Raw genomic sequence first — 26,528 nt, forward strand, 5'->3', positions numbered from 1 at the left:
ATAGCGAAACTTTCGCTTGACGAAGAATGTTTTCGGTTTCATTCTTATGTCTAGTCTGGGCGTCCTTCGTGACGTCCACGGCGCCGATAAGGGAGGGTGAGGGAATGTCCATTACGGACGCATCGAATGCAGGGCCGCCTCTGAGCGTGCGACTGCGCAGCCAGTTGGGCGGCTACGGCTTCCTGATGCCCTGGCTGCTGGGGTTTGTCGTGCTGACCTTGGGACCGGCCGTTTCGTCGTTCTATCTCTCGCTCACCGACTTCGGCCTGATGGGGCCGGCCAACTGGGTCGGCGCCGAGAACTATGTGCGGATTGCCAGCGACGACCCCCGTTTCTGGACGGCGATGCGGGTGACTTTCACATTCGTTCTCCTGTCGGTTCCGCTCAAGCTGATGTTCGCGTTGGCGATCGCCGTGGCGCTGAACAAGGGGCTGCGCGGCCTGACGGTCTTTCGGGCGATCTTCTATCTTCCGTCGCTGGTCGGCGGCAGCGTTGCGATCGCGGTGCTCTGGCGGCAGGTGTTTGCCGGCGACGGGGTGCTGAACCAGGTTCTGGCGGCGCTTTTCGGCTACGAAGGCCCGAGCTGGATCTCGAACCCGTCCACGTCGCTCTACACCCTGGTTCTGCTCGCGGCCTGGCAGTTCGGCTCGTCGATGATCATCTTTCTCGCCGGTCTGCGCCAGATCCCGCAGGATATGTATGAGGCTGCCAGCATCGACGGGGCAAGCCGCTCCCGCCAGTTCTTCAAGATCACGCTGCCGCTTTTGACGCCGGTGATCTTTTTCAATGCGGTGATCCTGACGATCGACGCGTTCAAGGCTTTCACCTCGGCTTTCGTCGTCAGCGACGGCAGCGGTGGTCCGATCGATACGACGCTGTTCTACACGCTCTACCTCTACCAGGAAGCCTTCACCAACTTCCGTTTCGGATACGCATCAGCCCTTGCCTGGGTGCTGGTGGTCATCATCGCCATTTTCACGACGCTGTCCTTCATGTCGGCCAAATATTGGGTGCACTACGATGACTGATACCGTCTACGCGTCGAACGTCGTCGAGGCAGCTGCCATGCCCGACGGAGCCAAATCCTCGCCGCTGAAGCGGGCGTTGGTCTACGCGCTCCTGACCGCCGTGAGCTTCATCATGCTCTATCCGTTGCTGTGGATGGTCTCGAGCTCCTTCAAGCCAGAAAACGAGATCTTCGCGACGACATCGCTAATACCGCAGGAGTTTACGCTCGATGCCTACCGACGCGGTTGGAATGGCCTGAGCGTCAGCTTCGGCCACCTGTTCCTCAACTCGCTGCTGATCTCGGTCCTGGTCGTCATCGGCAACCTGATATCGTGCTCGATGGCCGCCTATGCCTTCACGCGGCTGCAGTTCAAGGGACGCGGGTTCTGGTTCGCGCTCATGCTCGGAACCCTGATGATGCCGCAGCATGCGGTGCTGATCCCGCAATATCTGATGTTTCTCAAGTTCGGCTGGGTCAACACGATCATGCCGCTTGTCGTGCCGAAGTTCTTCGCCATCGATGCCTTCTTCATCTTCCTGATGGTTCAGTTCTTCCGCGGCATCCCGCGCGAACTCGACGAGGCGGCCATCATGGACGGCGCCGGGCCGTTGCGCATCTTCCTCAAGGTGATCCTGCCGCTTTCGACGCCTGTCCTGGCGACCGCCGCAGTCTTCTCCTTCATCTGGACCTGGGACGATTTCTTTGCGCCGCTGATCTATCTGAACGACATCGAGAAATACACGGCCCAGCTTGGCCTTCGAACCTTCGTCGATGCCACGGCGCAATCGGATTGGGGCGCTCTGCTTGCGATGTCGACTTTGACCGTATTGCCGATCTTCATCCTCTTCCTCCTGTTCCAGCGGCTGCTGATCGAAGGCATCGCGACGACGGGCATGAAGCGGTAGTGCCGCGAACAAAAACCACAGAACAAGCAATAGGAAAGGGGAGCCCCATGACGACGCTCGCTTTGAAGCAAGTCCAGAAGCGCTACGGTGCCGTCGAGGTCATCCGCGGCGTCGACCTCCAGATCGGCAGCGGCGAGTTCGTCGTTTTCGTCGGCCCGTCGGGGTGCGGCAAGTCCACGCTCTTGCGCATGATTGCCGGGCTGGAGCCCATCTCCGGCGGCGAGCTGGCGATTGGCGGCGCCAGGATGAATGAGAAGGCAGCCTCCGAGCGCGGCATCGCCATGGTCTTTCAGTCCTATGCCCTCTATCCGCATATGAGTGTCTACAAGAACATGTCGTTCGGCCTTGAAACCATGCGCATGCCAAAGCCCGAGATCGATCAGCGGGTGCGCAAGGCCGCCGAAATCCTGCAGATCACGCAGCTGCTCGAACGCAAGCCAAAGCAGCTGTCGGGCGGCCAGCGTCAACGCGTCGCCATCGGCCGCGCCATCGTGCGTGATCCGAAAATCTTCCTGTTCGACGAACCCTTGTCCAACTTGGATGCCGAGCTTCGCGTGCAGACCCGTGTCGAGATTGCAAAGCTCCACGCCGATATCGGCGCCACGATGATCTACGTCACCCATGACCAGGTCGAAGCCATGACACTGGCTGACCGGATCGTCGTGCTACGCGCCGGCCGGATCGAGCAGCAGGGAACGCCGCTCGAAATCTACAACAGGCCGGTCAACCGCTTTGTCGCCGGCTTCATCGGTTCGCCCAAGATGAATTTCCTGGATGTTTCCGTGGTGGGGCGCCGCGACGACGGTGTTGTCATCGGTCTTGCCGGTGCCGATGTCGCGGTGCCGCTGGTCGAGAGAGCCGAGATCGGGGCGACCCTCAGTCTTGGCGTTCGCCCGGAGCATATCAGGGCCAACAGCGCGGGCGGCATCCATCTGGGGACATTGACGATCACCCATATCGAGCATCTCGGCGGCCAGACCATCGTCTATGGGCGTCTGCCCGACAAGCAGGCGCTCATCGTCGCCATGGAAGGCCAGACACTGCTTGGCACGGGCGAAACGCTGAGCGTCAGCATCGCGCCGGAACATTGCCATCTCTTCGACGCCGAAGGGCGCAGGCTTGCCGACTAGGCTCAGGCAAAAACGGAACCAAAGGGAGGAATTCATGCTCAATCGACGCGAACTTCTACGCAACGGCCTGCTGCTCGGCGGAGCGGCTGCATTTTCGCAGCTTCAGCTGCGGACCGCATTTGCCGACAGCGCCACGATGCGGCTCTACTGGTGGGGCACGCCTGCGCGCGCCGAGCGCACCCTTGGCGTCGCCCGGCTGTTTGAAGCCGCCAATCCGGATGTCAAGATCAACGGCGAAGTCGGCGGCAACGACTACTGGTCGAAACTGACGACGATGCTTGTTGGCGGCAACGCCCCTGATATTTTCCAGCTCGAGCCTGGCCGATTTGCCGACTATGCGCGCCGCAACACCACGCTTCCACTCAACGATTTCCTCGGCAAGTCCATTCGCACCGACAAGCTCGCGCCGGGTGTGCTGGAGCTTGGAACCGTCGACGGCAAGGTGGCGGGCATGCCGCTGTCGCTCAACGCGTTCGCATTGTTCTATGACACGGAAGCCTTCAAGCAGGCCGGGCTCAATCCGCCGGGGGCCGCGACCACGTGGGACGAGTTCGCCAAACTTTGTGTCGAACTGACCAAGGCGATCGACCGCAAGAACGTTTGGGCGGTCGGCAACGCATCACGTTACACCTATGCCTTTGATGCATTCTTGAACCAGCGCGGCAAGCGATTGTACGGCGAGGACGGCAAGATCGGTTTCGATGTCAACGATGCCAAAGACTGGTATGGCTACTGGGAGAGCCTCGCCAAGAACGGCGGCTGCGTGTCGGCCGAAGTTCAGTCGATGGACCAGATCCAGGTCGATTCAAACCCGCTGGCAACCGGCAAGGCCGCTATGGCCATCGCGTTTTCGAACCAGCTTCTCGGCTACCAGTCGGCGATGAAGAACCCGCTAGGGATCACCACCTTGCCGGTGACGGATCCATCAGGACCGTCCGGCCTGTTCTACCGGCCGGGTCTGCATTTCGGCATTGCAAGCACCTGCGAAAATCCAGAACTTGCTGCCCGGTTCATTGACTTCTTCGTCAACGATATGGCTGCCGGCAAGGTTCTCGGCGTCGAGCGCGGCGTTCCCGTCAACACCGACGTCAAGGGCGCGGTCGTTCCGCTGATCGACGACGTGTCGAAACGGACGGTCGACTACATCTCGTCGATTGCCGGCCGGGTCGGCGCCTATCCTCCGCCAGTGCCGGTCGGCGCCTCCGAATTCGACACACGCGCCTTCCGGCCGCTGGCAGACAAGGTGGCCTTTGGCCAAGTGACGCCCGCAGAAGCGGCTGATCAGTTGGTTGCGGAAGGCGGCCGAATTCTCAAGGGCTGATCGTCTCGCGACGATAGTGGCCGCTTCGCTTGTCGAAATCGCCTATGCGCCCAAGTGCGCCGCCGAAGGAGGTCGGCGGCGCACAGAAATCGAAGCTTTCGGGAGAGGACCATGCTTGGCAGACGCGAATTTTTGCAATTGGGGTTGTTGTTCGGGGGCGCGGCAACGTTTTTGCAATCGCCGTTGCGCTCGGCACTGGCGGATAGCGCAACGATGCGCCTCTTCTGGTTCGGTTCTCCCGCACGCGCCGAGCGCACGCTTGGTGTTGCCAGGTTGTTCGAGGCCGCAAATCCCGGCGTGAAGATCAATGGCGAGGTTGGCGGCAACGACTATTGGTCGAAGCTGGCGACGATGCTGGCCGGTGGCAATGCGCCCGATATTTTCCAGCTCGCGCCAAGCCGCTTTGCCGACTACGCCCGCCGCAACACCCTGCTTCCGTTCGGCGATTACCTGGGAAGCGTAATCCGTACCGACAAGTTGATGCCCGGCGTCCTCGATCTCGGGGCGGTCGACGGCAAGGTCGTCGGCATGCCCCTGTCGTTGAATGCGTTTGCTCTGCTTTACGACAGTGTCGCCTTCGACGAGGCCGCCATTGCGCCGCCCGGACCGACGACGACCTGGGACGATTTTGCCAGGCTCTGCATCGACATCACCAAGGCGATCGGCCGGAAGAATGTCTGGGCGGTCGGCAACGGCGCGCGCTACAGCTATGCCTTTGAGGCGTTTCTCGTTCAGCGCGGCAAGCGACTGTACGGCGAAGATGGCCGGATCGGCTTCGATGCCACCGATGCCAGCGACTGGTACGGCTATTGGGAAAGTCTGGCGAAGAACGGCGGCTGCGTGTCGGCCGAGGTCCAGGCAATGGACAAGCTTCAGATCGATTCCAATCCGCTTTCAACCGGTCACGCGGTGATGGCGATCGCCTTTTCCAACCAGTTGCTCGGCTATCAGGCGCTCGCTAAGAACAGGCTGGGGATCACCTCGCTACCGATCGCCGACGCGGCGGGACCTTCCGGCCTGTTCTACAAGGCGAGCCTGCATTTCGGGATTGCCAGCACCTCGAGGCAGCCGGAGCTTGCAGCCCGGTTCCTCGATTTCTTCATCAACGACCTCGCGGCCGGCAAAATTCTCGGCGTGGAACGCGGCGTGCCGATCAACCTTGATGTCAGGGAGGCAGTGACGCCTCTTGTCGACGATGTCTCGAAACGATCGGTGGACTATATTTCCTCGATAGCGGGACGGGTGGGCGCCTTTCCGCCCCAGGTTCCGATCGGGGCCTCCGAGCTGGAGGAACGCGTGTTCCGACCGATCGCCGACCAGGTTGCCTTCGGCCAGCTGACGGTCGCTGCAGCCGGCGAGGAGCTGGTCGCGCAGGCAAACCGCATCCTCAGGAGCTGACGTTTCCAACGGCTCGCCCTGGGCCCTGCACCATAAGCCTCCCAAGACAGGAATGGCCAATGACAGATGGCATATACCCCGACAGCCTGTTCCATCCGTGGTCGGGCAATGAACTGCGCACGCGGGCCGATGTCGAGCGCGCGCTGAAATCGCTCTGCGACCCGGCCGAATCCTACCGGTCGGCCGGTGGCGCGCGGTTGCGGTTCGACGCGACCGCTGCGCATTTCGATCAGGCGGCAGCCGATCTCGAGGGCTTCTCGCGGTTGTTGTGGGGGCTGGTGCCGGCGCAGGTCGGCGGTGCCGACTGGATCGACTGGAAGCCGATCGCACGCGGTCTTGCGTGTGGCACGGATCCGCACCATCCGGAATATTGGGGGCAGCCGACGGATCGCAACCAGCGCCTCGTCGAGCTCGCGGCAATCGGCTTTGCGTTGCGTCTCGTGCCGGACAAACTCTGGGCTCCTCTTGAGCCAGATGAGCGCGAGAACGTCGTCGCCTATCTCAAGTCAGGGCATGCCTGCCGGTTTTCTGAGAACAACTGGAAGTTCTTCCGGCTGCTCATCAGCCTGGGGCTGGATTCCGTCGGCGCCGATCACGATCAGGGTTTGGACCAGGCCTATATCGACGAAATCGAGACCTTCTATTTCGGTGATGGCTGGTACAGCGACGGTGACGCGCGCCGCGCCGACCACTACATTCCCTTCGCCTTTCATTTCTACGGGCTCATTCTTGCCGTGCTCGACGGCCGCGCCTACACGCAGCCCTATCGCGAGCGTGCGCGTCTCGCCGCCGGCGATATGACGCGTTGGTTTGCCGATGATGGCGCCGCATTGGCGTTTGGCCGGTCGATGACCTATCGCTTTGCCATCGCCGGTTTCTTCGGCGCTCTGGCATTCGCCGGCGAGGAGGCGCTGCCGTGGGGGCAACTGAAGGGCTTCTATCTGCGCAATCTGCGCTGGTGGGCCAAGCAGCCGATGGCGTCGAGAGACGGCATCCTGCCGGTTGGTTACGCTTACCCGAACCTTCTGATGTGCGAGACCTACAACTCACCGCAGTCGCCCTATTGGGCCTTGAAGGCGTTTCTGCCGCTGGCCTTACCGGAGCAACACCCCTTCTGGAGCGCTGAAGAGGCGGATTGCCCACCGCGCGCCGACGTCGCCGTGCACGTGCACACGGGCATGATCATCAGGAACCCTCCTGGTGATGCCATCGCGCTTTGCGGTGGCCAGCAAACGGGTCCGCAAAACACCTGGGCACGGTTCGGTGCCGAGAAATACAGCAAGTTCGTCTATTCCGCCCGCTACGGTTTCAGCGTGGAAAGTGACCCCAACCGTTTCGCCGACGCTGTCCTGGACGGCATGATCGGATTCAGCAGCGACGGTCTCCAGTTCCATGTCCGCCAGGCCAACGAGCAAGTGCTGATCGCCGATGACGTCCTCTACGCGCGCTGGCGGCCCAATGGCGACATCCTGGTCGAAACCTGGCTCTACTGTCATGGCGATTTCCATGTCCGCACCCATCGCGTCTGGGCCGAGCGAGCGGTCCTAACCAAGGAAGGCGGCTTTGCGATCGCCCGAAGCGATCGGCTTGCCGATGCACTGGAAGGTGAAGCTGGCAACGCTGTTGTTGCAACTCCGCACGACCTGTCGGCGATCGTCGATCTCGGCTCGTCGGTCATCCGTGCCGGCAAAGCGCATATCGCCCAGCCGAACACCAACCTGATTGCCGGAAGGACGCTGGTGCCGCAGTTGACGGCAGAGATTCCCCGGGGAACGAGCACACTTTTTGCAGCCGTCCTGGCGAGCGCCGATCCGGCCGCCGGGCGCAGCACGCTGACGCGCTTGCCGCCGGCCCCCGACCTGCCAGCGCTTGAAGCCCTGATCAAGGCAAACGGCCGGCCGGTCACCCTTATGAGCAGAAATACGAGTGCCTGACCGGCTGTTGACGCCGGCCTATTTTGCAAGTCGAGGACAAGAACTGATGGATATTCGCCAAGCTATACATTTCGAACAGGCCGAGACGCTCGACACCGAGGGGCTGCGCCGCCATTTCCTCGTCGAGGATCTCTTCGCAGCCGGCGAAATACGCGCCGCCTACAGCCACTATGACCGCCTGGTTCTGCTCGGCATCCGGCCGGAAGCTGCACCGCTCGCCTTCAGCGCCGAGCTCGCGAAATCCGCTGGCGTTGCCGATTTTCTCGAGCGGCGGGAACTGGCCGTCGTTAACCTTGGCGGCGGCGCGGCGAGAATATCCGTCGATGCCGTGGATCATGTCATTGCGCCTTTTGAGGCGCTCTACATCGGCAAGGGTGCGAAAGGCGTGTCCTTTGCCGCCGTGGACGAGGCATCGCCTCCAAAACTCTATGGCGTCTCGGCGCCCGCGCATGCCAGCCACCCCACCCATAAGATCCCCCAGGATGAAGCGTCTCCCCAGGCGCTCGGGACGAGCGAGGCCGCCAACAAGCGCACCATCTACAAATATGTCCATGATGGCCTGTTGCCGACCTGCCAGCTCATGCTCGGCATCACGCGGTTCGAGCCGGGAAGCGTCTGGAACACCATGCCTGCGCACCTTCACGATCGGCGCATGGAAGCCTACCTCTATTTCGACATGCCGGAAGATCGTATGGTCGTCCATCTCATGGGGCGGCCCGAGGCGACGCGTCACCTGATCGTTCGCAACGAGCAGGCGGTCATTTCGCCCCCGTGGTCGATCCACAGTGGCAGCGGCACGGGCTCCTATGCCTTCGTGTGGGCAATGGCAGGCGATAACCAGTCCTTCGCCGACATGGATTTTGTGGCAATGGAGACCCTGCGATGACCGAGATTGGGGATCTGTTCAGTCTTTCCGGCAAGTGGGCGCTGGTCACAGGCGCCCGGGGAGGGCTGGGACAGGCGATGGCTTTGGCGCTCGCGAAAGCCGGGGCCGACATCGTCGGCCTCGGCTCGACGCCGATGCCGGAAACAGGCCAGCTGATCGAAGCTGCCGGACGCCGATTCCTCGGCATCCAGGCGGATCTTTCGCAACCCAACGATTTTCGCTCTCTCGTCGGCGAGATCGAAGAGCAAGCCGGGCCCATCGATATCCTGGTCAACAATGCCGGAACGATCAGGCGTGCCGATCTGCTCGACTACTCCGAGGCTGATTGGGACGTGGTGACGAACGTCAACGAAAAGAGCCTGTTCTTCCTGAGCCAGGCCATTGCGCGCGGCATGGTTTCACGCCGCTTCGGTCGCATTATCAACATCGCATCGCTGCTCTCCTTCCAGGGGGGCATCCGGGTTCCGGCCTATACCGCCTCCAAGCATGCGGTGGCGGGGCTGACGAAGCTGATGGCAAACGAGTTGGCTGCATCCGGTGTCACCGTCAACGCAATCGCGCCCGGCTATATGGAAACTGACAACACCGCGGCCCTGCGAGCGGATCCGGAGCGACAGAGGCAAATCCTCGAACGTATTCCCGTCGGGCGATGGGGCGTTCCTGAAGATCTGGCGACCGCGGTCCTGTTTCTGGCAAGTCCGCATGCATCCTATGTGACTGGAGCTATCATTCCGGTGGATGGAGGATGGCTCGCGCGGTGATGGCACTTCGATCGTTAGGACAGTCGCTATGTCGAGCGTGCAGTTTGGGGGTGGCAGTGGAGAAAAAGAGCGCATTGCTTCACCCGAGGCGAGATCGGCATCAGAGGATCTGAAGGGTGAGAAAATCATCTCGTTCTCGCGCCAGAACCTGTCTTACACGGAGCGCTCCGAGAAGTTCGAGGAGTACGATCTTTCGACGAACGTCACTTACAGCTGCGACGACACCTTCTCGCTACAGCGCCGCGCGTCTTATAAGACGCGCAAAGGTCGCTGTAGCACTTTGAATTGCTGCATGCTTTCATCCTTAAATCGAATACGAGCGTTGGCCGTCGAGTGATTTCTGGCATAAGATGGCATCTGCTATACGCCGAGGTTGGCACTGCCCAACAGGCAGCAGATGACCGTTCCACATTGAACAGTCTGCTGTAGCAGAGGTGCGACGTTCGGATCATCACCATTGACGGTATTTGCCCGGCACTTCGCGTTATTGGTGGGAGTTGATTCATGCGTTCGCCAGATATGACCGGAATATCCCGACCCCCGCGCTGGGGGTTGGCCGCAAAGCTGTTTACGACGCTCGTCCTGCTTGGCGCCGCCGCGATCTTGGTGACCGGTGTACTCGGTTACTTCCGTGCCCGTGACGCCATCGAAAAAGCGGTTTTCGACCAACTCACGGCCGCCCGTCAGAACAAGACGCGTCAAGTCGAAACCTATTTTCGCACCATCGCAGCGGAACTGCGCCTGCTCGCCGCCTCCAAGATGGTGGTTGATGCGACGCGCGAATTCCGGATTGCAGTCGACCAGCTCGATCGCGCAGGCGTACAGCCTGACCTTCGGCAGAAGGTCCAAGATTGGTACGCTGAGAACTTCATCCCGCAGATGACGAGTATCCTGGGAAGGCAACCGGAGCTGTCCGACTATCTGCCGGTTGGTGGCGCTCCGTACTATCTGCAGTATCACTACATCGTGGAAAATCCGAACCCGGCGGAGCGACGCAAGCTTCTCGATGATGCCGGTGATGGCAGCGAATACACCAGGCTGCATGCCACCTATCATCCATTGATGCGCGCAGCCGCCTCGATGGTCGGTTTCTTCGATTTCATGATCGCCGATCCCAAATCGGGTCGACTGATCTACACAGTCCAGAAGGAACTCGATTTTACCACATCCCTGCAATTCGGTCCCTACCGCCGCTCCAACGTCGCATCCGCTGTCGCGCGCTGCGCAGAGCCCGCCGGACAATCGGCCATCTGCCTGGAGGATTTCGCTCCATATGCACCGACCGGTGGAGCGCCAATTGCCTTCATGGGAGCACCGGTGATTGATAAGGGTGTCGTCATCGGGGTGCTGGTGGCGCAACTGTCGAACGAGGAGATCGACAACGTCGTCACTGGTGGTCGCCGGTGGCGACAGGAAGGGTTCGGCGACACGGGCGAGGCATATTTAATTGGACCCGACTATCTGGTGCGCTCTGGACCGCGGACATTCTACGAGAACCGGGAGGCGTACTTCGCCGAACTCAAGTCTGTCGGTGCCTCGGACGAGGAGATCGCCGCCATTCAGCGTTACGGGACGCCGGTGATGCATCAGCGCATCGACACCGAAGCATCTCGGGCAGCACTTGCCGGTGTCGAAAACACCGGCGAGATCATCGGGTACCGTGGCGTGCCGACACTCGCCTCGTGGGGCCCGCTCGAGATACCCGGCGTCAGGTGGGCGCTCGTCGCTAAAATTGACAGCGCCGAGGCCTTCGCGCCGATCGCCCAGCTCCGCCAGGAGCTGCTGATCGTCGGGGGATTGGCGCTGTTGGCGGTGGCCGTGACGGCCGCATGGCTTTCGCGCGCACTGCTCGGACCGCTGCGTGAACTCACTGCCGGAGTAAAGCGCTTCGCGGCCGGCGACTATGGAGCCAGTGTGCCAGTTCGCACGCGCGACGAGGTGGGCCAACTCTGCTCAGCCTTCAACGGCATGGTCGAGACTCTGCACGAAAAAAATGTCGTGATCGAGAACAAGAATCGCGAGAACGAGGAACTGCTCCTCAACGTGCTGCCGGCTCCGATCGCCAATCGGCTGCGCGGTGGCGAAGCTGGGATCGCCGACGGCTTCGCCGAGGTGACCGTCGCCTTCGCGGATCTGGTTGGCTTCACGGCTCTGTCATCGGAGATGCCGCCACACGAGGTCGTCACGTTTCTCAATGGGCTATTCACGCGCTTCGATGTCGCCGCCAATGAACTCGGAATCGAGAAGATCAAGACGCTTGGTGACGCCTATATGGCGGTGTGTGGCTTGCCCGAGCCGGTGGCTAACCACTCCGAGCGGATGGTGCGCATGGCTATCCGCATGGTTCACATTACCCGAGAGCACGCGATGGAAAACAACGTCTCGATGAAGCTCAGGGTTGGCGTCAATACCGGGCCGGTCGTGGCCGGCATCATCGGCAAGAGCAAGTACATCTACGACCTGTGGGGCGATACGGTGAACCTTGCGAGCAGGATGGAATCAGGCGGCGTGCCCGACGCGGTTCAGGTGACGCGCCCTGTCTACGAAAAGCTCAAAGACCACTTCGTCTTCGAGCCGCGCGGCCCTATCGAAGTCAAGGGCAAGGGCAAGGTAGAGGCCTGGCTGTTGAGGTTGTAATGCCGGACCGGCCATATCCGGCCTGTCGATCAGGTGGAAGCGATACGGGAACGCGTCCGCAATTTCTCGCCGGCATGAACGTCTACGTCTCAACCTAATGGCAGCGAATTTGGAATGTCTTTGACCTTTATGGCCTTCGCGCGGAGATGATGTAGCTGGAATACTCCAAGCCGCGTCCTTCTCAGTCGCGTTGGCGAAACGCCTTGGCGGCCATCACTACCGCGACTGCCGGGATGTTGTCCGTCAGCCCTTCTTTCCGTTCGATGCCATCTGTATGCCGGCCGCGCGTCCGCCGCTCGGAACCACGACGATCTGCCTGACCTTGCCTTCTTTGAACGCTGTGAGGAAACGCTTGTAGTCCTTGAAGGCGACGCAGCCATGCGATTCCGCCCGGCCGCTGCGCAGCAGGTAGCTGTGGGTCAGGAAACCGTCTCGGCCGTGCTTGTTCTTTCCGTCGACAGGCAGCATGCGGACCGCCTCGACCCCATGGAAGCGCGTTTCGCGCATCTTGAGATTGTAGGTGTGCGGTGGGGTCGGTCCGGTCATCTTGACGTTTACGTAACGCGGATTGTCGGCCATCTTGCCGATGCCGGAATGGGCTTCGAGCACGCTGCCGTCGGGCATATAGACCTTCGCGGCGGTGATGTCGTAGACCGCGACGCCATTTCCTGCGCGGGCACCACCGCCGAATAGGTTGCGCAGTGCGCCGAGGCCACCGCCCGATCTTTTGTCCGCCGGATTGTCCGGCCGCACAAAGGCAAGCTGTTGCTGCTTTGGCGTTTCGCGTTCTTCGGCCTTCGGCGCTGCGTCGTCCTTGGCTCGCCGGGTCTCGGGTTTCTCTGTTTCAGCGGTAGGCTTTTGGGCTTGATCTCCGCCGGGACGGAACTGCGGCTTCGGTCCCGAAGACGGCGTGTCCTCGTAGTCTGGCAGGGCAACGGCCTCATCTTCGGCGTTCGGGTCCGGCGAGGCCGCGAGGTCGTCCTCCATTGGTACCGTCAGCAACGCCGAAAACACAGCGCTGTCCGTTGCGCTCTGAGAGGGGCCCGCATAGGCCAACGAGACCAAGGGCTTGTCGGTTGCTACGGCGCGCGGCGGCCCGAACCGTTCCGGTGCCGGCGCGTCAAGACTGGCGATCGCGCGGCCTGGCGTGACGGAATGAGAGGCCCTGAAGTGGCTGGCGAGCTGCTCGGATGTCAATGCAGCCTGCTTCGCACCGGAACTGAAGCGTGCAGCCTTGCCACTCGTCTCGGCATCTCCAAAGATATCGGCCCTGCGGGGGAGTTTCCCTTCGGCGCCGCTAAGGCTTGCGAGCACGACGGGCTCGGCCACGGCGACCAGCCTCGGCGTCTGTTCGACCCTTGCCTGCTTGACCCACGGGCGCTCTTTTTTGTGCTGCGCCGCATAGAGTTGTGGTTTGGGCAGGAGGTTGCCCGAACCGTGACCGAAATAGCTGCCCATCGCGACTGCACCCACGACGGATCCCGCGGCCGCGCCGGCAAGGGCGATGCCGCAACAGGTGATCAGCAGTGGACGCAACAGACGGCGCAAAGACTGTGAACGAACGACCTTACTCAAACGCATCTCAAGCCAGTAAATCTCGCAAACGCTTTCGGGCCGACGAGCGACCACCGCTGCGCAATTTCCCGGATTGTCCCCTTTTTGACGACGGATCGACAAAGAATGAACAAGTATGGTTAAATTTTGCTTTCCATGAATCTCACTAGATTAAAACTGGCATCAAGGCGTCCGTTCCCGGCCGTCAAGTGGGTTTGCCGGATGATCGGCGGCTGGCTACTGAAGTGGGGTAGGATGCCGGGTGTAGCCCCACCAAGGACTACACCCGGTGCGTACTCTTCAATCAGGCTACAGCACCGCGCGTCTTATCTGACGCGCAAAGGTCGCTGTAGCCCTTTGAATTGCTGCATCTTTTTATCCTTAAATCGAACAGGATTTAAGGAAACATGCAGTAGGCGACGGTTTCTATCGAGGCCGACGTGAAGGGACGGATCGGCGCGTTAGTTGAGGGGAATTGCATTATCCCCCTTGCTGGCTTGATAGACAGAAGAGAGGTCGTCGTATTTGCGGCCGATTGCAGTTGCTCTTTCCTTCAAAAGCGAATGCTGCGGTTCCGGAACTCCGTCGATCAGCCCCATGATCGACTGTCCTTTCCAGAATGAATTCGTCCGATTGTAGCCCCCTGGCTCCAGCGTGAAGACTTCCTTCAGGATCTTCAAATCGTGCGGAATGGAAAACGCATCCCGGGAATCCTCGTGGCTGAAGAAGTAAAAGAAGTTGTCGAAGCCTGCCCAGGTGATCGCCGAAAGGCACATCGAGCACGGCTCATGGGTCGACAGGAAGATGAGGTCCGTCGTATCCGGCCGCTCGGATCCGGTCATCTCATAGAAGCGCTTCAGGGTGTGAACCTCCCCGTGCCACAACGGGTTCTCGGTTTCGTTGTTGGTTTCGACGAGCACAGTGGAAAGGTCCGATTTCCGCAGCAGCGCCGCTCCGAAGATCTTGTTGCCGGCCGCGACGCCGACCTCCGTGGCGGGGATGATGCCAGCCTCCATGGCTGTCAGCAGGGCGTCGAGCAGACGCGTCGTTTCGATTTCTTCTGACATTCTTCATCTCCTTGAAATGTCGGGAAAAACTTTTGTCCGGACCAAAGTTTAGATTTCGATCCGGACAGTGATTTCAAAGCAATGCTCAGTGAGCGCCCTCAGGGATCATCGGTATTTCGATGCCTTTTTCGTCATAGAGCTTGCCGTTGAGGAAGTAGTCGCCATCGCGAAGCCGCACGATGTCCTTGTAGCGGATCGTCCGTTCTGTCCCCGCCACGAACACTGACTGCTGATCGGCATTTCCTGCTTTGAAATGGTTGAACAGCAGGTTGAGGACGATCGCCATCAACGCAGCGGAACTGATGCCGGAATGAAAGATCGTCGCGACCCAGGCCGGGAAGTGCTCGTAGAATCCCGGTGACGCGATGGGGATCATGCCGAAACCGATCGACGTCGCGACGATGATCAAGTTCATGTTGTTGTGGTAGTCGACCTTGGAGAGCGTGCGTATGCCACTTGCCGCGACCGTACCGAAAAGGACGATGCCGGCCCCACCGAGAACGGAACTTGGCACGGCTGCAACAACGCGTCCCATGACCGGCAGAAGGCCGAGGGCGACGAGAAAAAGACCGCCGGTCGCCACCACATAGCGGCTCTTCACGCCGGTTACGGCGACAAGCCCGACGTTCTGGGCAAAGGCACTCTGTGTGAACGAACCGAAGATCGGCGCGAGAATACTCGACAGCATGTCGGCCCGAAGCCCATCGCCCAGGCGGTGAGAATCAACCTTCGTTTCGACGATCTCGCCAACGGCGAGAATGTCGGCTGATGTCTCCACGAGCGTCACGATGATGACGATCAGCATCGAGACGATGGCGGCGATCTCGAAGGTGGGATAGCCGAAATGGAATATTGTCGGCAGGGCGAAGAGGGGGCCATTTCCGACTTGCGAAAAGTCGGTCATGCCAACGGCATAGGCGATGCCCGTTCCGATCACGAGCGCAAGCAGGATGGAGAGCCTTGAAACCGATGCGCTTCCAAGCTTGCTGAGCAGGAGAACGATGGCGAGCGTTGTGGCGGCCAGCTGGATATTTGCCGGGCTTCCGAAATCGGGGGAACTGTTGTTGCCGCCCATTGCCCAGAACGCGGCGACCGGCATCAGCGTTAGTCCAATGGTGGTGATGACGATACCGGTGACTAGGGGTGGGAAGAAACGGGTAATCCGTGAGAATACGGGCGTAATCAATAGCCCGATCAACGACGCCGCGATAACGGCGCCGAGAATAGACGGTATTCCCCCATTGCCGGAAATCGCCACCATTGTCGCAACCCCCGAGAACGAAACGCCCTGTACAAGCGGCAGACGGCTCCCGAAGAATGGCAATCCCAATGTTTGCAGGATGGTGGCCAGACCACCGGCAAAAAGCGACGCCGTCACCAGGAGGCCGATGTCACTTGGGCTAAGCCCCGCCGCCTGTCCGACAATAAGGGGTACGGCGACTATGCCGCCGTACATCGTCAGAACGTGCTGTAATCCATATGCGATATTGGCGCCGATGCTGAGTTTTTCGTCTTCCGGGCGCCTGCTTGATGCACTTCCCTCTTTTATAATTGCCAAGGTAAACTCCTCCATACCTTTGCTGAGTTGCGTTTTGAGTTGAACCCCATTTCGGTCAGACACGTCGGCATAGCCATCGGGGCACAGGCCTATGCCGAGCATGGGCTCATGCCTGAATGAGAGATCGTTGCCGCTTATCGTCGACGTTGCTGGAACGCGCACGAGAGACGTGTCGTCGTGCAACAGGGGCAGGGTGTCCGAACCGAATTTCAGGAGCGGTGCCCGGCGGCGCTGCGCGCTCTAAGAGGTGAACCGGATCATCGAAGAGACCGAGCGGCAAGGCAGTTTCGCCACCCTCGATCGAACGGATCCTGATTCCGCGAACGAAATCGAGGCTGCCGATAATTTTATGGATACCCTGGGACCGAGCAATGACTGTGAAACGCTTCGAGTGGACGTCGACCAGCTCTGATGCGACCACGTCGCTCTTGGCAGGGGACTTGCGACGGGCGTCAGACTGGCGCGTATTGCGGCAGATAACGCAATGAAAGCCATAGACTAACCGACCAGCGGTTGAGGTCTTCCAATCATGCTCAAAGCAAAAAATATTACCAAAGGGAAGTTCGGTTTCCATGCCCCCACCAGCTCCATAGTTGAACTGGCAATTGGCCAGTTTCGCTAGGACCCTGTTCCAGGAGTTGCGAACTCCGGATCGTCATCAACGTGGGTTGAACGGGGCAATTCTTGCGAGGCACAGGCCTACGCTTCAATTAACGATGCAATGTTTTTACAGATACTGTCAAGGGGGCCAAGGAGACGTTATCGCTTATCGAGATCGTTCCTTCACGAGATCGATGAAGGCGCGTAGTTTGGCGGGCGCGTGCCGCCGCCCGGGGTAGTAGAGGCTGAGGCCGGGATAGGCCGGGGTCCAGTCATCCAGCACCTGGATCAGCCGTCTCGCCGCCAGATCCTCGGCGACCAGGTCTTCCGTGATCAGCAACAGGCCGACGCCGGCGAGAACCGCCTCGTGCATCAATGCGGTTTCGTCGAGCGTCAGGACGCCGGGAACGTCAATCTCCACCGTCTCGCCGCGCTTCTCGAATTCCCAGCGATAGATCGAACCGGAGGACATGCGCATGCGGATGCAGACATGGCGCAGCAGGTCGGCGGGCACGCGCGGCTGTTCGCGGCCCGCAAAATAGGCGGGCGACCCGACGACGATGGAACGGATCGTCCGGCTGAACGGCACGGCGATCATGTCCGCCGGTAGGCTCTCCTGAAGGCGGAAGCCGGCATCAAATCCTTCCTCCACAAGATCGATCAGCCGATTGTCGGTCACCAGCTCGACCTTCATCTCCGGATAGCGCCGGAGATATTCGAGGATCAGCGGCGACAGGATCATCCGCGCTGCGCCGAGCGAGGTGTTCAGCCGCAGCGTGCCGGAAGGGCGCTCGCGGTGCTGATCGACATTCTCGATGGCGGCGTGGATTTGCGAAAGGGCCGGAGCGACCTCCGCGATGAACTGCTCGCCCGCCGCCGACAGCGAAACGCTGCGGGTGGTGCGATCGAACAGGCGTACGCCAAGCCGCGCCTCGAGACCCGCGACCGCGTGACTGAGGGCTGAGGAGGACATGCCAAGGTCGCGGGCGGCGGCGCGAAATCCACCGCGTCGGGCCACCGCCGCCACGGCTTCCAGTTCAATCAGGCCGCTGCGATTCATTGCGCTGGTTTCCGGGACAGTTTGCGTCTCTTTCACGGTCTTATACACGCAATCGGAAGGCGCTACATCCTGGTTTCAACAGGAGAACGACTATGCGCGATATCAACGAAATCTACATCGATGGCGCCTTCGTCACGCCGCACGGGACTGAGCGGTTCCAGCTTTTCAACCCGACTACCGAACAAGCGATCGGCGCGGTGCGCCTGGGCGACGTCGAGGACGCCCGCGCCGCAATTGCTGCTGCGAAACGCGCGCTGCCGGCGTGGTCGCAGACCAGCAAGGAGGAGCGGATCGTCCTGTTGCGCCGTTTCCATGACGTGGTCGCCGCCCGGTTCGACGATCAGCTCGACGCTATCGTCGAGGAATACGGCGCGCCGAAGAGCCGCGCCGGTTGGATGGTGAACATGGCGGCCACTGCCTTTCTGGAGGCGGCGGAAACGCTTGAGGCTTATGATTTCAACCAGACCATCGGCCGTGCGGACGTGCGCATGATGCCCTTGGGCGTCGTCGCCGCCATCACGCCCTGGAACAGCAATGCCTCCTTCATCTGCGGCAAGATGGCGATGGCTATCGCCGCCGGCTGCACCATCGTGATCAAACCCAGCGAAATGAGCGCAATCCAGACCCGGATCGTCACCGAGGCGCTGCATGAGGCGGGTGCTCCTGCAGGTCTGTTCAACATCGTCACCGGACGGGGTGATGTCGTCGGTGCGGAGTTCGCCTCTCACCCCGACGTCGCCAAGGTGACGTTCACCGGTTCGACAGCAGTTGGACGGTCGATCCTGCGGTCGGCCGCAGAGACGATGAAACGCGTGACGCTGGAGCTCGGTGGCAAGGGGCCGCAAATCATTCTGGACGATGCCGATCTCGATGAGGCGATCCCAGTGGTGGTGGCGTCCGGTTTCATGAACAGCGGCCAGGCTTGCGTAGCGGGGACGCGGGTTCTCGTCCCGGAACGCAGAATGGCAGAGACCCTGGCGAGGCTGAAGGCCGAGGTCGAGGCGGTCCGCGCCGGCGATCCGACCAACCCCGAAGTGTCCGTTGGCCCAATGGTCAGCCGGAAGCAGTGGGACCGGGTGCAATCCTATCTGAAGCTTGGACAGGAGGAAGGCGCGACGCTGCTGGTCGGCGGCGAGGGCCGACCTGAAGGCCTTGAGCGCGGCTGGTTCGTGCAGCCGACCGTCTTTGCCAACGTCACCAACGACATGCGGATCGCGCGCGAGGAAATCTTCGGACCTGTGCTGAGCGTGATCGGCTACGCCACGGAGGAAGACGCTATCGCCATCGCCAACGACACGACCTACGGCTTGCAATCCTATGTCCTGTCGTCAGATCCCGTGCGGGCGCGACGGGTTGCCGCGCGCCTGGAGGCCGGGCGAGTCGTCATCAACGGAGCACCCCACGAGCCCCTGGCACCCTTCGGTGGGTTCAAACAGTCGGGAATTGGCCGCGAACGCGGCGTCGTGGGCCTGGAGGCTCATCTTGAGCCCAAGGCGATCCTTGGCTGAGGCAATCGATGGCGTCTCTCGAGGTCTGTCTCGACCTCGAGAGACCCCTGATCGTCCTGCTGGACGCCGATCTTTCGGAAGACGCCGGAACGGATTTCTTCGCAAGCGGCGATGACGCCGTCTCCAGCTTCCAATGGTCAGCCGCAGCAGGCGAACATTGACAACATTGGCGTTCAGCTTCATGTCAGCGGTTGCATCCATGGTGCTCGAAAAGGAGCACGTTGGATGAAATTTGGATCCATAAGACCAATCCTGTGGGCGACACTCGCGGACGCATTGATCATCGGAGGGTACCTCGGCGGTATCCAGCTTTCCGGGAACTTCCACGAGGTTGTTCCGGGCGAGCTCTACCGTTCGAACCAGCCGACGTCGGCGCAGATCGCCGACTACGCCAAGCGATTTGGCATTAGGTCGATCGTCAATCTTCGTGGTGTCGACAACGGCGCGGCTTGGTATCGCGATGAGGTCGCAACTGCCGCAGCGCTCGGTCTGAAACATGTGGACTTCAGGATGTCCGCGAGCCACGAGATGACACTCGATCAATCCTTGAACCTCGTATTGCTGCTGCGCGATGTTCCCAAACCGGCCCTCATTCACTGCCGGTCAGGCGCCGACCGCACGGGGCTTGCTTCGGTCATCTATCTCCAGCAAATCGCCAAGGCCGACGAAGAGACCGCCGAAAAACAGCTGTCGATACGCTTCGGGCACATCGGGATCCCCTACCTTTCCCCCAGCTACGCAATGGATGAGAACTGGGAGATGTTGGAGAAGGTCTTCGGCCTCGCCGGTTAGGGCATTTCCAGGAAAAGTGCCAAGCGACCTTCCGTGAGGAAATGTTTGGAAACAAAGAGATGGAGCATTTCTTTCACACCGCTTAAATCGGAAGCGCTCTAACCGGCACTCTCCTCGGGGCGGGGCAGATAACGCCTGGCGATCATCCAGCAGATCGTTGCCCATGTCGCACCCGCACACCAACCGCCAAATACATCTGTCGGATAGTGAACGCCGAGGTATATCCGGCTCAATCCGACCATCAAAGTCAGCGCCAGGGCCACGGCGATGACGTAGAGACGCGTGGCGCGGTTCGATTGGACCCGCGAGAGAAGCAGGCCCAACGTCAGATAGGTAACCGCAGACAGCATCGCATGCCCGCTTGGAAAGCTGAGATCATGCACATCGACCAGGTGGGGCACGATGTCGGGTCGAGGTCTCGCAACCCCGATTTTCAGAAGCGTGCTCAGCAACCATCCACCCAGAACCGAGAGCAGTACGAACATACCGGTGGCGCGACGCGATGCGAGAACCAGATAGCCGACTGTAACGATAGTGACGAGGGTCAGTACGGTGGTGCCACCGAGGCTGGTGATGTCGGTGACCACATGCGTCAACCATCCGGGCCCGATGGGAGCGGAGAGGTTGCCGGGCTGGCGCAGCGCGCGCAGGATCGCCTCATCGAACGCGCGCGTTTCTCCCTCGACCACCTCGCTCGTCAGCCTAATGAAGACAAAGGCGCCTCCGGATGCCAGTGCAAAGGCGGCGATGCCTAGCGGCCCATACGCCCTCATGCGTCTGTAAAACCGTTCGGTTAGCGCGGCGATCTTGGACAAGGCGGGCTCCCGCTGGGTTAAAGGCGCACGGCGGCCTCGAAGCCGCCCAACCTCCCGGTCGCAGGAGATTGGAGTGCCAGGCTGCCGTTCATCTGCTCGACGAAGCGCTTGACGATCGACAGCCCAAGTCCAGAGCCGGCCGCTTGCGTTGGTCCGCGCGTGAACCGTCTCGTCAGGCCCGCCAATGTCGGTTGATCGAGGACGGCGCTTTCATTGACGACGCGGATGCCATCAGTGCCGAAATAGACATCGACGACACTGCCCGACGGGCTGTGGACCAGTGCATTCTCAAGCAGGTTGCGCACGACGATCGCGAAGGCATCCGGGCGGATTTGCCGCTCGAGGCGCGCCTCATCTGGCGCATGAAGCACGATGCGCCCCGCGCCCAACGCAGATCGCCCGATGTCTTCGATGACAACCTGCAGGACCGGGAAGAGGTCCGTTTTTTCGTCCGACACGCCGATGCCTGCTTCAGCGCGCGACATCTGCAGCAGTTTTTCCGCCAGCCGCCCCAGATGTTGAAGCGATCGTTCGATCTGTCCGACACGGGCAGACAGCGAAGGCGGCACCTCCGCGAGCAGCCGTTGGGTCTGCGCCAGCGCGCCGGCAATCGGTGTGCGCAACTCGTGTGCGCTGTTGGCGGTGAATTCCCGCTCGGATTCGAGAACGGCCCGCAGTCGATCCAGCAGCAAGTTGACGGAGCGGGCGATCGGGCGAAGCTCGACCGGGAGCCCGGCTTCATCCACCGGCACCATGTTGCCACCATCCTTGGTGCCGATATCGTCGCGCAGCCCTTCAATTGGAGACAGGGTCATACGGACGACGAGGATGATGGCAATGATGCTGGCGGGAATGAGTGCCAGGATCGGGAAAAAGAGGGCCATTCCCCCCTCGATTGCAGCCTCGCGCCTATTGTCGAGGGAGTCCGCCACTTGGATGTAGAATGAGCCGTCCGCGGTCCCGGCCGTGTATATCCGGTGCGTATCGTTCTGCGAGAAGCCGACCTCGAGGGGGGCCGGGAAGGGCTCGGCAGGCGCATCCCTCGATTTCAACAGGATCTGCCCGTCCCGACCGCGAACCTGGTAGACAAGATATTCGCGGTTGCTGGCTGCTTTTTCTGCCGGGCGTCGTAGCGCATCGCCCGCATCCCGCCCGGCCAGATCGTCGATGACGATCGGAAGCAGGCGTTCGGCGGTTTCCTGAATGCCGCTATCGAAAATCTCGGAAAACTCGTCCTGCATGATGAGGATGCCAAATCCCATGGCGACGAGCCAGAAAACCGCGACGACACTTGTGATCGCGACGACGAGCTTGCGGGTCATGCTTGGTTTCTGGAACATGGTCACTCACTTGATGCAGTAGCCCACACCCCGAACAGTTTCGATGCGGTCATGGCCGATCTTTTTTCGCAGCCGGCTGATGTAGACCTCGACCGTGTTACTTTCGATCTCGGCGCCGAAGGCGTAAAGCTCCTCGTGAAGCTGTGCCTTGGACACAATTGCTCCGGGTCTGGCCGCCAGTTTGTCCAGGACGGCCCATTCGCGGGCGCTCAAGAGCTGGACCTCATTGTCTACCACCACGTTTCGGTTGATCTGGTCTATCTCGATCCCGGGTAGGCGAATGGTCGAGGTTGGCTTGCCCGCATAGCGCCTCGATACCGCCAGCATGCGCGCAGTCAATTCGTCGAGGTCGAAGGGTTTGACGAGATAGTCGTCTGCCCCGCTGTTAAGTCCCTCGATCCGATCGGATACTTGATCGTGCGCTGTCAGGATGATGACCGGCGTTGCATCCTGACGTGAGCGTAAAGACCGGAGCAATGACAGTCCATCTCCATCCGGCAATCTCAGGTCGAGAAGGATAAGCCCGTATTCGACCGTCCCCGTTGCCGACATCGCATCAACGACGCTTAAGAACCAGTCTACGGCATGGCCCGCGGCGGCGACGTGATCACGCAGCGCCTCCCCCAGGACCTGATCGTCTTCCACAAGCAGAACGCGCAAGCTACCATCCGCCACCAAACAACCTCTGCCTATTGTCGCCCATAGGCATGCGTCAAGTCGATTGTTTTTCGATCGGTCGGATTGCTCATGAGCCATGGCTCCCTTTCAGGCCGAAACGGCGCCGAGTTGTGGATCGTAGGCTGCGGGATTTCTGACATGAACCTGAGAGGCGCGGAGGCGATGGAAGCCGTCGTCTCCGGCAGGGTGCCACGGCAGACGGCGCCCTTAGAGCGATGTCTTCGGTTCGCGAAACGCACCGTGCTTCTTGAAGTGGCTGACCAATGCGGTCGCCATGCCGACAAGCGCCATCAGGGCAGCGAGAACAAGCAGATAGGATCGCTGGTGCTCAAGGTTCTCGGCGATGGCGAACCGATACATTTCCGTTGCGAGGATGGCGAGCAGAGCGGCTGAGACAGTCGAATAATCCTTGGCGACGACGCGTTTGAAATTGAATGACATCCCGTCGATCGAGTGACGGAAGTTCTCAAGCCGCAGCGCCCAGCGCGGCACGTCTCGACAATAGGCGCGATAGGCTTCGCCGAACTTCTGCTCCAGGAAAACTTCCTCGGCATAGACGATGCATTGGTACATGAAGGCAAACAGGCCAACGCCAATCGCAATGACCAGCGGATTGCCGTGCAGCAGGAAAATGCCGGTATAGACGAGCATGTTGCCCACATAGAGCGGGTTTCGGCAGACGCCGAACATGCCTTCGGTGACCAGGTCCTTTGCGTAGACCCTCTTGTTCAACCCGCCGCGCTTAATGTAGGCGTAGCCCACCACGACCGTGCGTAATGCCAGCCCGGCGAGAACAACAGCAATGGCGGCCGCGGTCTTCAGCAGGTTCGCTGTCCCGCTGCCCCACATTTCGGTTGACGGCGGCACCAGGATGAATAGTGCCAGGATGATGGCCGGGAAGACCTGGTTGCGGTACCGGAAGAAGAAATTACCGAGCTGTATCATTAGCGTCTTCATGTCGGCGCCCTACTTGACTGCGACGATGCCGCAGAAATTGTACCAGCGGAAAAAGACTTCGACGCTGCGGAAGCCCACTTCTTTCAGCAGTTGCAGGTTTTCCTCCAGGCGATAGGGGATCAAGACATTCTCCAGGGCTTCGCGCTTCTTGGATATCTCGATCTCGGAGTAGCCGTTGCGCCGCTTGAAATCGTAGTAGTGCTGGATGAAGAGCCGGTTGAAGGTCGTATCTTCACCCGTCAGCTTCTCGACGAGAAGCAGGCAGCCTCGATCGTTGAGAGCTTGATACATCATGCGCATAACGCGTTCGCGGTAGAGCGGACGAATGAACTGCAGCGTCAGCAACATGGTGACGACGCTCGCATTGTCCATGTCCACGCCCTGATGGAGGTCGGCGACCTTGAGGTCGATCTGCCTGCGGGGTGCCGATGCGTCTATCTTCTGGCGCGCCTTGTCGAGCATGTCGGGCGCATTGTCGATGCCGACGAAGCGAACGCTCGGCTCGATGACGCCGTCGAGGCTTAGAAGGGTCGTGGCTGTGGAGCAGCCGATGTCATAGACGTTGGTGTCGGGTTGCGCGAAATCACGCGCAAGCTCGCACACCATGCGCTGCATTTCCTCGTAGTAAGGAACGGAGCGGCCGACCATGTCGTCGAACACATCCGCAACCGTTGCGTTGAAGGCGAAATCCCCGACCTGTTGGTCGTCGCGGGCAAAGACTTCGTCCTTCCCGCTGGAGCGAAGATGCAGGTGTTGTGCCTTGTTGGCCATGGGTCGCAATCCGATTGATACCTTGCGTCATGACCTTCATCGCAGGCGATGAAGGTCTACCGACATTCGCAACAGGCCATTCGAACCTGACATGAACCTGAACGACGGTTGATCCCACTCATCGGATCGTTCCGGCAGGAGAATCCGACCGCCGATCTTGTCATCCAATCGCTCGCGCTGGGCTCGCTTGAGAGGCCCGACCTAACCATCACATATCGGCGAAGCGCCGACGCTCGCGAAGTGTCATCGGCGTTCCTGCTGGATAGGACGATGGCGGTCTGCTCGCCGAAATTGATAGCCGGAAGCAGGGGGCAGCTCGAGGCCAGTGACATCCTCGATTTGCCCATCTTGCTGGACACGGCAGACGCATGGTCTTGGCGGTGCTGGTGCAGTTCTGCGGCGCTCACGTTCGAGCCTCGGGGCGGAAGCATCGCTTTCGATACCGACGAGGCGTCGATCGACGCTTGTATCTCGGGATTGGGAGTAGGACAGGCAAGCCCGCTGTTTATCGAACACGAGCTGAGATCGGGTTAGCTTAGCCTTGGCGGCGTCGGTGTTGCCGGTGGTCGGTGCTTACGAGACCTCAAGGCCCGTCGAATTCGGCATGGCAGGCGTTTTCCTGAAATGGTTGGAGAAATGGACGAACGTCGAGGTTGATTGACAGAGATTCGACGTTCATGCTTTGCGCTACGAAATCCGGCGTTTCCACTATCGCAACGGTCTCTGCCCACACGTTTGGGCAGAGACCGTTGAAATCGGTTGGCCAACTGCTTCAGGACTTGGCGGCGGCAGAACGCAGTGTGCGGTATTGTGCCGTCGGAAGCCCACCCCAGCCCCAGTTATCAAGATCGACCTCTTCGATCACGACATAGGTCGATTCAAGCGGCTTGTGCAGAACATTGAGCAGCACCTCGCTGACGCCCTTGATGATGGCCGCCTTTTCCTCCGCCGACACCGAATTGCGGCCGGGCGTGGTTCCTTCGCGGGTAACCTGTACGGTGACAATAGGCATTGCAGTCTCCTTGCCGAGAGTTGGTTCGGTAAATCATCGGATTTGGTGGGCCGGCGCGGGGATCGTCCCGAGCCAGCACCATGAGGTTACCAGCGCCCGGCGTTCTGGCCGCCATCGACATGGAGGATCTCGCCGGTGACGAAGCTCGCGTTCTCCAGATAGAGTACGGCGTCGACGATATCGCGGATTTCGCCCATCCGGCCAACCGGATGCAGCGCAGAGAGGGCCGCGTGTGTCTCGGGCGCGTGCATGGGGGTCTTGATAACCCCTGGAGATACCGCGTTGACGCGAACCCCGCTCTTCGAGAATTCCATGGCAAGCGACTGGGTGACCGCGTTCAGCCCACCCTTGGTCAGGGAAGCAAGCGCTGAAGGCAGGCCGACGATCGGCTGATTGACCAGGCTTGTGGTGATGCTGACAATGTGGCCCGAGCCCTGCTTCAACATTTCGGCCGCGGCACGCTGGGTAATGTGGAAGAATCCGGCGACATTGACCCCGAGGTTGTGATCATAGTCTTCCTGGGTCATTTCAATGAACGGCTTGGCAAGAAACACGCCGGCGTTGTTCACCAGCGAGTCGATGCGACCGAAGCGCTCCATACCTTCGCGGACGATCCGTTCGGCGGTCTCCGGCCTGCTGATGTCGCCGGGCACGGCGAGAATGTCCGGGTCGGCCGTGGCCGCGATCGACCTGGAACTGGCTATGACGCGAAAGTTTCGGTCACGGTAGGCGCGAACCAGGGCGGCGCCGATGCCTTGTGACGCGCCGGTGATAATGACGACCTTCTGTTCGGTATTCATGATGTGATCCTTTCTCAATGGCAGCGACCGTCTGA

General features: G+C 60.5%; 25 protein-coding genes and 1 pseudogene. 14 read left to right on the forward strand and 12 right to left on the reverse strand.

The window, feature by feature from the left end; all coding sequences use genetic code 11:
• Positions 1-185 precede the first annotated feature (185 nt).
• The 10 genes and pseudogenes from ASD03_RS24200 to ASD03_RS24245 all read left to right on the forward strand — a co-directional run bounded on the left by ASD03_RS24200 (position 186) and on the right by ASD03_RS24245 (position 11,981).
• Complete coding sequence (locus ASD03_RS24200) at positions 186-1,028, forward strand: sugar ABC transporter permease (protein ID WP_225906239.1); 843 nt, start codon at positions 186-188, stop codon at positions 1,026-1,028.
• 37 nt (positions 1,029-1,065) lie between these two features.
• Positions 1,066-1,914, forward strand: a complete 849-nt coding sequence (locus ASD03_RS24205) for a carbohydrate ABC transporter permease (protein ID WP_057207328.1) — start codon at positions 1,066-1,068, stop codon at positions 1,912-1,914.
• Between the two features lie 47 nt (positions 1,915-1,961).
• Positions 1,962-3,044: a sn-glycerol-3-phosphate ABC transporter ATP-binding protein UgpC gene (gene ugpC, locus ASD03_RS24210; protein ID WP_057207189.1), complete on the forward strand. Its 1,083-nt coding sequence runs from the start codon at positions 1,962-1,964 to the stop codon at positions 3,042-3,044.
• 34 nt (positions 3,045-3,078) lie between these two features.
• Positions 3,079-4,365 (forward strand): sugar ABC transporter substrate-binding protein, encoded by a 1,287-nt coding sequence (locus ASD03_RS24215; protein WP_057216973.1) that lies wholly within the window; start codon positions 3,079-3,081, stop codon positions 4,363-4,365.
• Between the two features lie 111 nt (positions 4,366-4,476).
• Entirely contained in the window at positions 4,477-5,763 is a 1,287-nt protein-coding gene (locus ASD03_RS24220) for an ABC transporter substrate-binding protein (RefSeq protein WP_063997104.1), read from the forward strand.
• A 59-nt stretch (positions 5,764-5,822) separates the two neighbouring features.
• Complete coding sequence (locus ASD03_RS24225; protein ID WP_057216976.1) at positions 5,823-7,697, forward strand: DUF2264 domain-containing protein; 1,875 nt, start codon at positions 5,823-5,825, stop codon at positions 7,695-7,697.
• A gap of 46 nt (positions 7,698-7,743) precedes the next feature.
• Positions 7,744-8,583 carry a 5-dehydro-4-deoxy-D-glucuronate isomerase gene (gene kduI, locus ASD03_RS24230; RefSeq protein WP_057216978.1) on the forward strand — a complete coding sequence of 280 codons (840 nt, stop codon included), beginning with the start codon at positions 7,744-7,746 and terminating at the stop codon, positions 8,581-8,583.
• Entirely contained in the window at positions 8,580-9,344 is a 765-nt protein-coding gene (kduD, locus tag ASD03_RS24235; protein WP_025430245.1) for a 2-dehydro-3-deoxy-D-gluconate 5-dehydrogenase KduD, read from the forward strand. The genes kduI and kduD overlap by 4 nt, the downstream gene beginning before the upstream one ends.
• Positions 9,345-9,450: 106 nt before the next feature.
• Positions 9,451-9,579 (forward strand): annotated as a pseudogene (locus ASD03_RS38130) (transcriptional regulator); the annotation flags it as partial.
• Between the two features lie 269 nt (positions 9,580-9,848).
• Positions 9,849-11,981 carry an adenylate/guanylate cyclase domain-containing protein gene (locus ASD03_RS24245; RefSeq protein ID WP_225906220.1) on the forward strand — a complete coding sequence of 711 codons (2,133 nt, stop codon included), beginning with the start codon at positions 9,849-9,851 and terminating at the stop codon, positions 11,979-11,981.
• Positions 11,982-12,224: 243 nt separating this feature from the next.
• On the opposite strand, the gene ASD03_RS24250 is transcribed toward ASD03_RS24245, so the two are convergent.
• From ASD03_RS24250 to ASD03_RS24265, 5 genes are all read right to left on the reverse strand, one after another.
• Entirely contained in the window at positions 12,225-13,556 is a 1,332-nt protein-coding gene (locus ASD03_RS24250; protein ID WP_244494691.1) for a DUF2778 domain-containing protein, read from the reverse strand.
• 440 nt (positions 13,557-13,996) lie between these two features.
• On the reverse strand, positions 13,997-14,602 hold the full coding sequence (locus ASD03_RS24255; RefSeq protein WP_057207196.1) for a nucleoside deaminase: 606 nt from the start codon (positions 14,600-14,602) through the stop codon (positions 13,997-13,999).
• A gap of 85 nt (positions 14,603-14,687) precedes the next feature.
• Positions 14,688-16,175 (reverse strand): nucleobase:cation symporter-2 family protein, encoded by a 1,488-nt coding sequence (locus ASD03_RS24260; RefSeq protein WP_107026964.1) that lies wholly within the window; start codon positions 16,173-16,175, stop codon positions 14,688-14,690.
• A gap of 91 nt (positions 16,176-16,266) precedes the next feature.
• Positions 16,267-16,734 carry a hypothetical protein gene (locus tag ASD03_RS39300; protein ID WP_146160872.1) on the reverse strand — a complete coding sequence of 156 codons (468 nt, stop codon included), beginning with the start codon at positions 16,732-16,734 and terminating at the stop codon, positions 16,267-16,269.
• Positions 16,735-16,926: 192 nt separating this feature from the next.
• Complete coding sequence (locus ASD03_RS24265) at positions 16,927-17,820, reverse strand: LysR family transcriptional regulator (RefSeq protein WP_057216982.1); 894 nt, start codon at positions 17,818-17,820, stop codon at positions 16,927-16,929.
• Positions 17,821-17,912: 92 nt separating this feature from the next.
• Between ASD03_RS24265 and ASD03_RS24270 the strand changes: the two genes are divergently transcribed.
• From ASD03_RS24270 to ASD03_RS24275, 3 genes are all read left to right on the forward strand, one after another.
• Complete coding sequence (locus tag ASD03_RS24270; RefSeq protein WP_057216984.1) at positions 17,913-19,328, forward strand: aldehyde dehydrogenase family protein; 1,416 nt, start codon at positions 17,913-17,915, stop codon at positions 19,326-19,328.
• 8 nt (positions 19,329-19,336) lie between these two features.
• Complete coding sequence (locus ASD03_RS39305) at positions 19,337-19,489, forward strand: hypothetical protein (RefSeq protein ID WP_156408061.1); 153 nt, start codon at positions 19,337-19,339, stop codon at positions 19,487-19,489.
• A gap of 64 nt (positions 19,490-19,553) precedes the next feature.
• Positions 19,554-20,120 (forward strand): tyrosine-protein phosphatase, encoded by a 567-nt coding sequence (locus tag ASD03_RS24275; protein WP_057216986.1) that lies wholly within the window; start codon positions 19,554-19,556, stop codon positions 20,118-20,120.
• Between the two features lie 98 nt (positions 20,121-20,218).
• Here the strand turns inward: ASD03_RS24275 and ASD03_RS24280 are convergent, their stop codons facing one another.
• The 5 genes from ASD03_RS24280 to cmoA all read right to left on the reverse strand — a co-directional run bounded on the left by ASD03_RS24280 (position 20,219) and on the right by cmoA (position 24,681).
• Entirely contained in the window at positions 20,219-20,893 is a 675-nt protein-coding gene (locus tag ASD03_RS24280; protein ID WP_051509367.1) for a phosphatase PAP2 family protein, read from the reverse strand.
• Between the two features lie 59 nt (positions 20,894-20,952).
• The gene (locus ASD03_RS24285) at positions 20,953-22,275 is read right to left on the reverse strand and encodes a histidine kinase dimerization/phospho-acceptor domain-containing protein (RefSeq protein ID WP_057207200.1); all 1,323 of its coding nucleotides are present in this window, start codon (positions 22,273-22,275) and stop codon (positions 20,953-20,955) included.
• A gap of 6 nt (positions 22,276-22,281) precedes the next feature.
• A complete protein-coding gene (locus ASD03_RS24290) occupies positions 22,282-22,935 on the reverse strand; it encodes a response regulator transcription factor (protein ID WP_057207331.1) in 654 nt (217 codons plus the stop codon).
• Between the two features lie 225 nt (positions 22,936-23,160).
• On the reverse strand, positions 23,161-23,898 hold the full coding sequence (locus tag ASD03_RS24295; RefSeq protein ID WP_244494692.1) for an isoprenylcysteine carboxylmethyltransferase family protein: 738 nt from the start codon (positions 23,896-23,898) through the stop codon (positions 23,161-23,163).
• Between the two features lie 21 nt (positions 23,899-23,919).
• Positions 23,920-24,681 carry a carboxy-S-adenosyl-L-methionine synthase CmoA gene (gene cmoA, locus ASD03_RS24300; RefSeq protein ID WP_057207202.1) on the reverse strand — a complete coding sequence of 254 codons (762 nt, stop codon included), beginning with the start codon at positions 24,679-24,681 and terminating at the stop codon, positions 23,920-23,922.
• Between the two features lie 108 nt (positions 24,682-24,789).
• On the opposite strand from cmoA, the gene ASD03_RS24305 reads away from it, so the two are divergent.
• Entirely contained in the window at positions 24,790-25,215 is a 426-nt protein-coding gene (locus tag ASD03_RS24305; protein WP_057207203.1) for a LysR substrate-binding domain-containing protein, read from the forward strand.
• Positions 25,216-25,453: 238 nt separating this feature from the next.
• Here ASD03_RS24305 and ASD03_RS24310 read toward each other — a convergent pair whose 3' ends face one another.
• Together ASD03_RS24310 and ASD03_RS24315 are read right to left on the reverse strand one after the other, a co-directional pair.
• Positions 25,454-25,693, reverse strand: coding sequence for a 4-oxalocrotonate tautomerase family protein (locus tag ASD03_RS24310; RefSeq protein ID WP_057216989.1), 240 nt, complete (start codon positions 25,691-25,693; stop codon positions 25,454-25,456).
• A gap of 86 nt (positions 25,694-25,779) precedes the next feature.
• Complete coding sequence (locus tag ASD03_RS24315) at positions 25,780-26,493, reverse strand: SDR family oxidoreductase (protein WP_057207205.1); 714 nt, start codon at positions 26,491-26,493, stop codon at positions 25,780-25,782.
• Positions 26,494-26,528: the final 35 nt, after the last annotated feature.

This window comes from Ensifer sp. Root127 (assembly GCF_001425225.1).
In the GTDB taxonomy this organism is placed as follows: domain Bacteria; phylum Pseudomonadota; class Alphaproteobacteria; order Rhizobiales; family Rhizobiaceae; genus Ensifer; species Ensifer canadensis.

Coding starts and splice junctions, on each gene's coding strand:
- ASD03_RS24215 (WP_057216973.1), top strand. CDS start 3,079: ATGCTCAATCGACGCGAACTTCTACGCAACGGCCTGCTGCTCGGCGGA.
- ASD03_RS24265 (WP_057216982.1), bottom strand. CDS start 17,820: ATGAATCGCAGCGGCCTGATTGAACTGGAAGCCGTGGCGGCGGTGGCC.
- ASD03_RS24310 (WP_057216989.1), bottom strand. CDS start 25,693: ATGCCTATTGTCACCGTACAGGTTACCCGCGAAGGAACCACGCCCGGC.
- ASD03_RS24205 (WP_057207328.1), top strand. CDS start 1,066: ATGCCCGACGGAGCCAAATCCTCGCCGCTGAAGCGGGCGTTGGTCTAC.
- ASD03_RS24225 (WP_057216976.1), top strand. CDS start 5,823: ATGACAGATGGCATATACCCCGACAGCCTGTTCCATCCGTGGTCGGGC.
- kduI (WP_057216978.1), top strand. CDS start 7,744: ATGGATATTCGCCAAGCTATACATTTCGAACAGGCCGAGACGCTCGAC.
- ASD03_RS24315 (WP_057207205.1), bottom strand. CDS start 26,493: ATGAATACCGAACAGAAGGTCGTCATTATCACCGGCGCGTCACAAGGC.
- cmoA (WP_057207202.1), bottom strand. CDS start 24,681: ATGGCCAACAAGGCACAACACCTGCATCTTCGCTCCAGCGGGAAGGAC.
- ASD03_RS24295 (WP_244494692.1), bottom strand. CDS start 23,898: ATGATACAGCTCGGTAATTTCTTCTTCCGGTACCGCAACCAGGTCTTC.
- ASD03_RS24285 (WP_057207200.1), bottom strand. CDS start 22,275: ATGTTCCAGAAACCAAGCATGACCCGCAAGCTCGTCGTCGCGATCACA.
- ASD03_RS24270 (WP_057216984.1), top strand. CDS start 17,913: ATGCGCGATATCAACGAAATCTACATCGATGGCGCCTTCGTCACGCCG.
- ASD03_RS24280 (WP_051509367.1), bottom strand. CDS start 20,893: ATGAGGGCGTATGGGCCGCTAGGCATCGCCGCCTTTGCACTGGCATCC.
- ASD03_RS24255 (WP_057207196.1), bottom strand. CDS start 14,602: ATGTCAGAAGAAATCGAAACGACGCGTCTGCTCGACGCCCTGCTGACA.
- ASD03_RS24220 (WP_063997104.1), top strand. CDS start 4,477: ATGCTTGGCAGACGCGAATTTTTGCAATTGGGGTTGTTGTTCGGGGGC.
- kduD (WP_025430245.1), top strand. CDS start 8,580: ATGACCGAGATTGGGGATCTGTTCAGTCTTTCCGGCAAGTGGGCGCTG.
- ASD03_RS24245 (WP_225906220.1), top strand. CDS start 9,849: ATGCGTTCGCCAGATATGACCGGAATATCCCGACCCCCGCGCTGGGGG.
- ASD03_RS39300 (WP_146160872.1), bottom strand. CDS start 16,734: ATGGAAACCGAACTTCCCTTTGGTAATATTTTTTGCTTTGAGCATGAT.
- ASD03_RS24200 (WP_225906239.1), top strand. CDS start 186: ATGCCCTGGCTGCTGGGGTTTGTCGTGCTGACCTTGGGACCGGCCGTT.
- ASD03_RS24275 (WP_057216986.1), top strand. CDS start 19,554: ATGAAATTTGGATCCATAAGACCAATCCTGTGGGCGACACTCGCGGAC.
- ugpC (WP_057207189.1), top strand. CDS start 1,962: ATGACGACGCTCGCTTTGAAGCAAGTCCAGAAGCGCTACGGTGCCGTC.
- ASD03_RS39305 (WP_156408061.1), top strand. CDS start 19,337: ATGGCGTCTCTCGAGGTCTGTCTCGACCTCGAGAGACCCCTGATCGTC.
- ASD03_RS24260 (WP_107026964.1), bottom strand. CDS start 16,175: ATGGAGGAGTTTACCTTGGCAATTATAAAAGAGGGAAGTGCATCAAGC.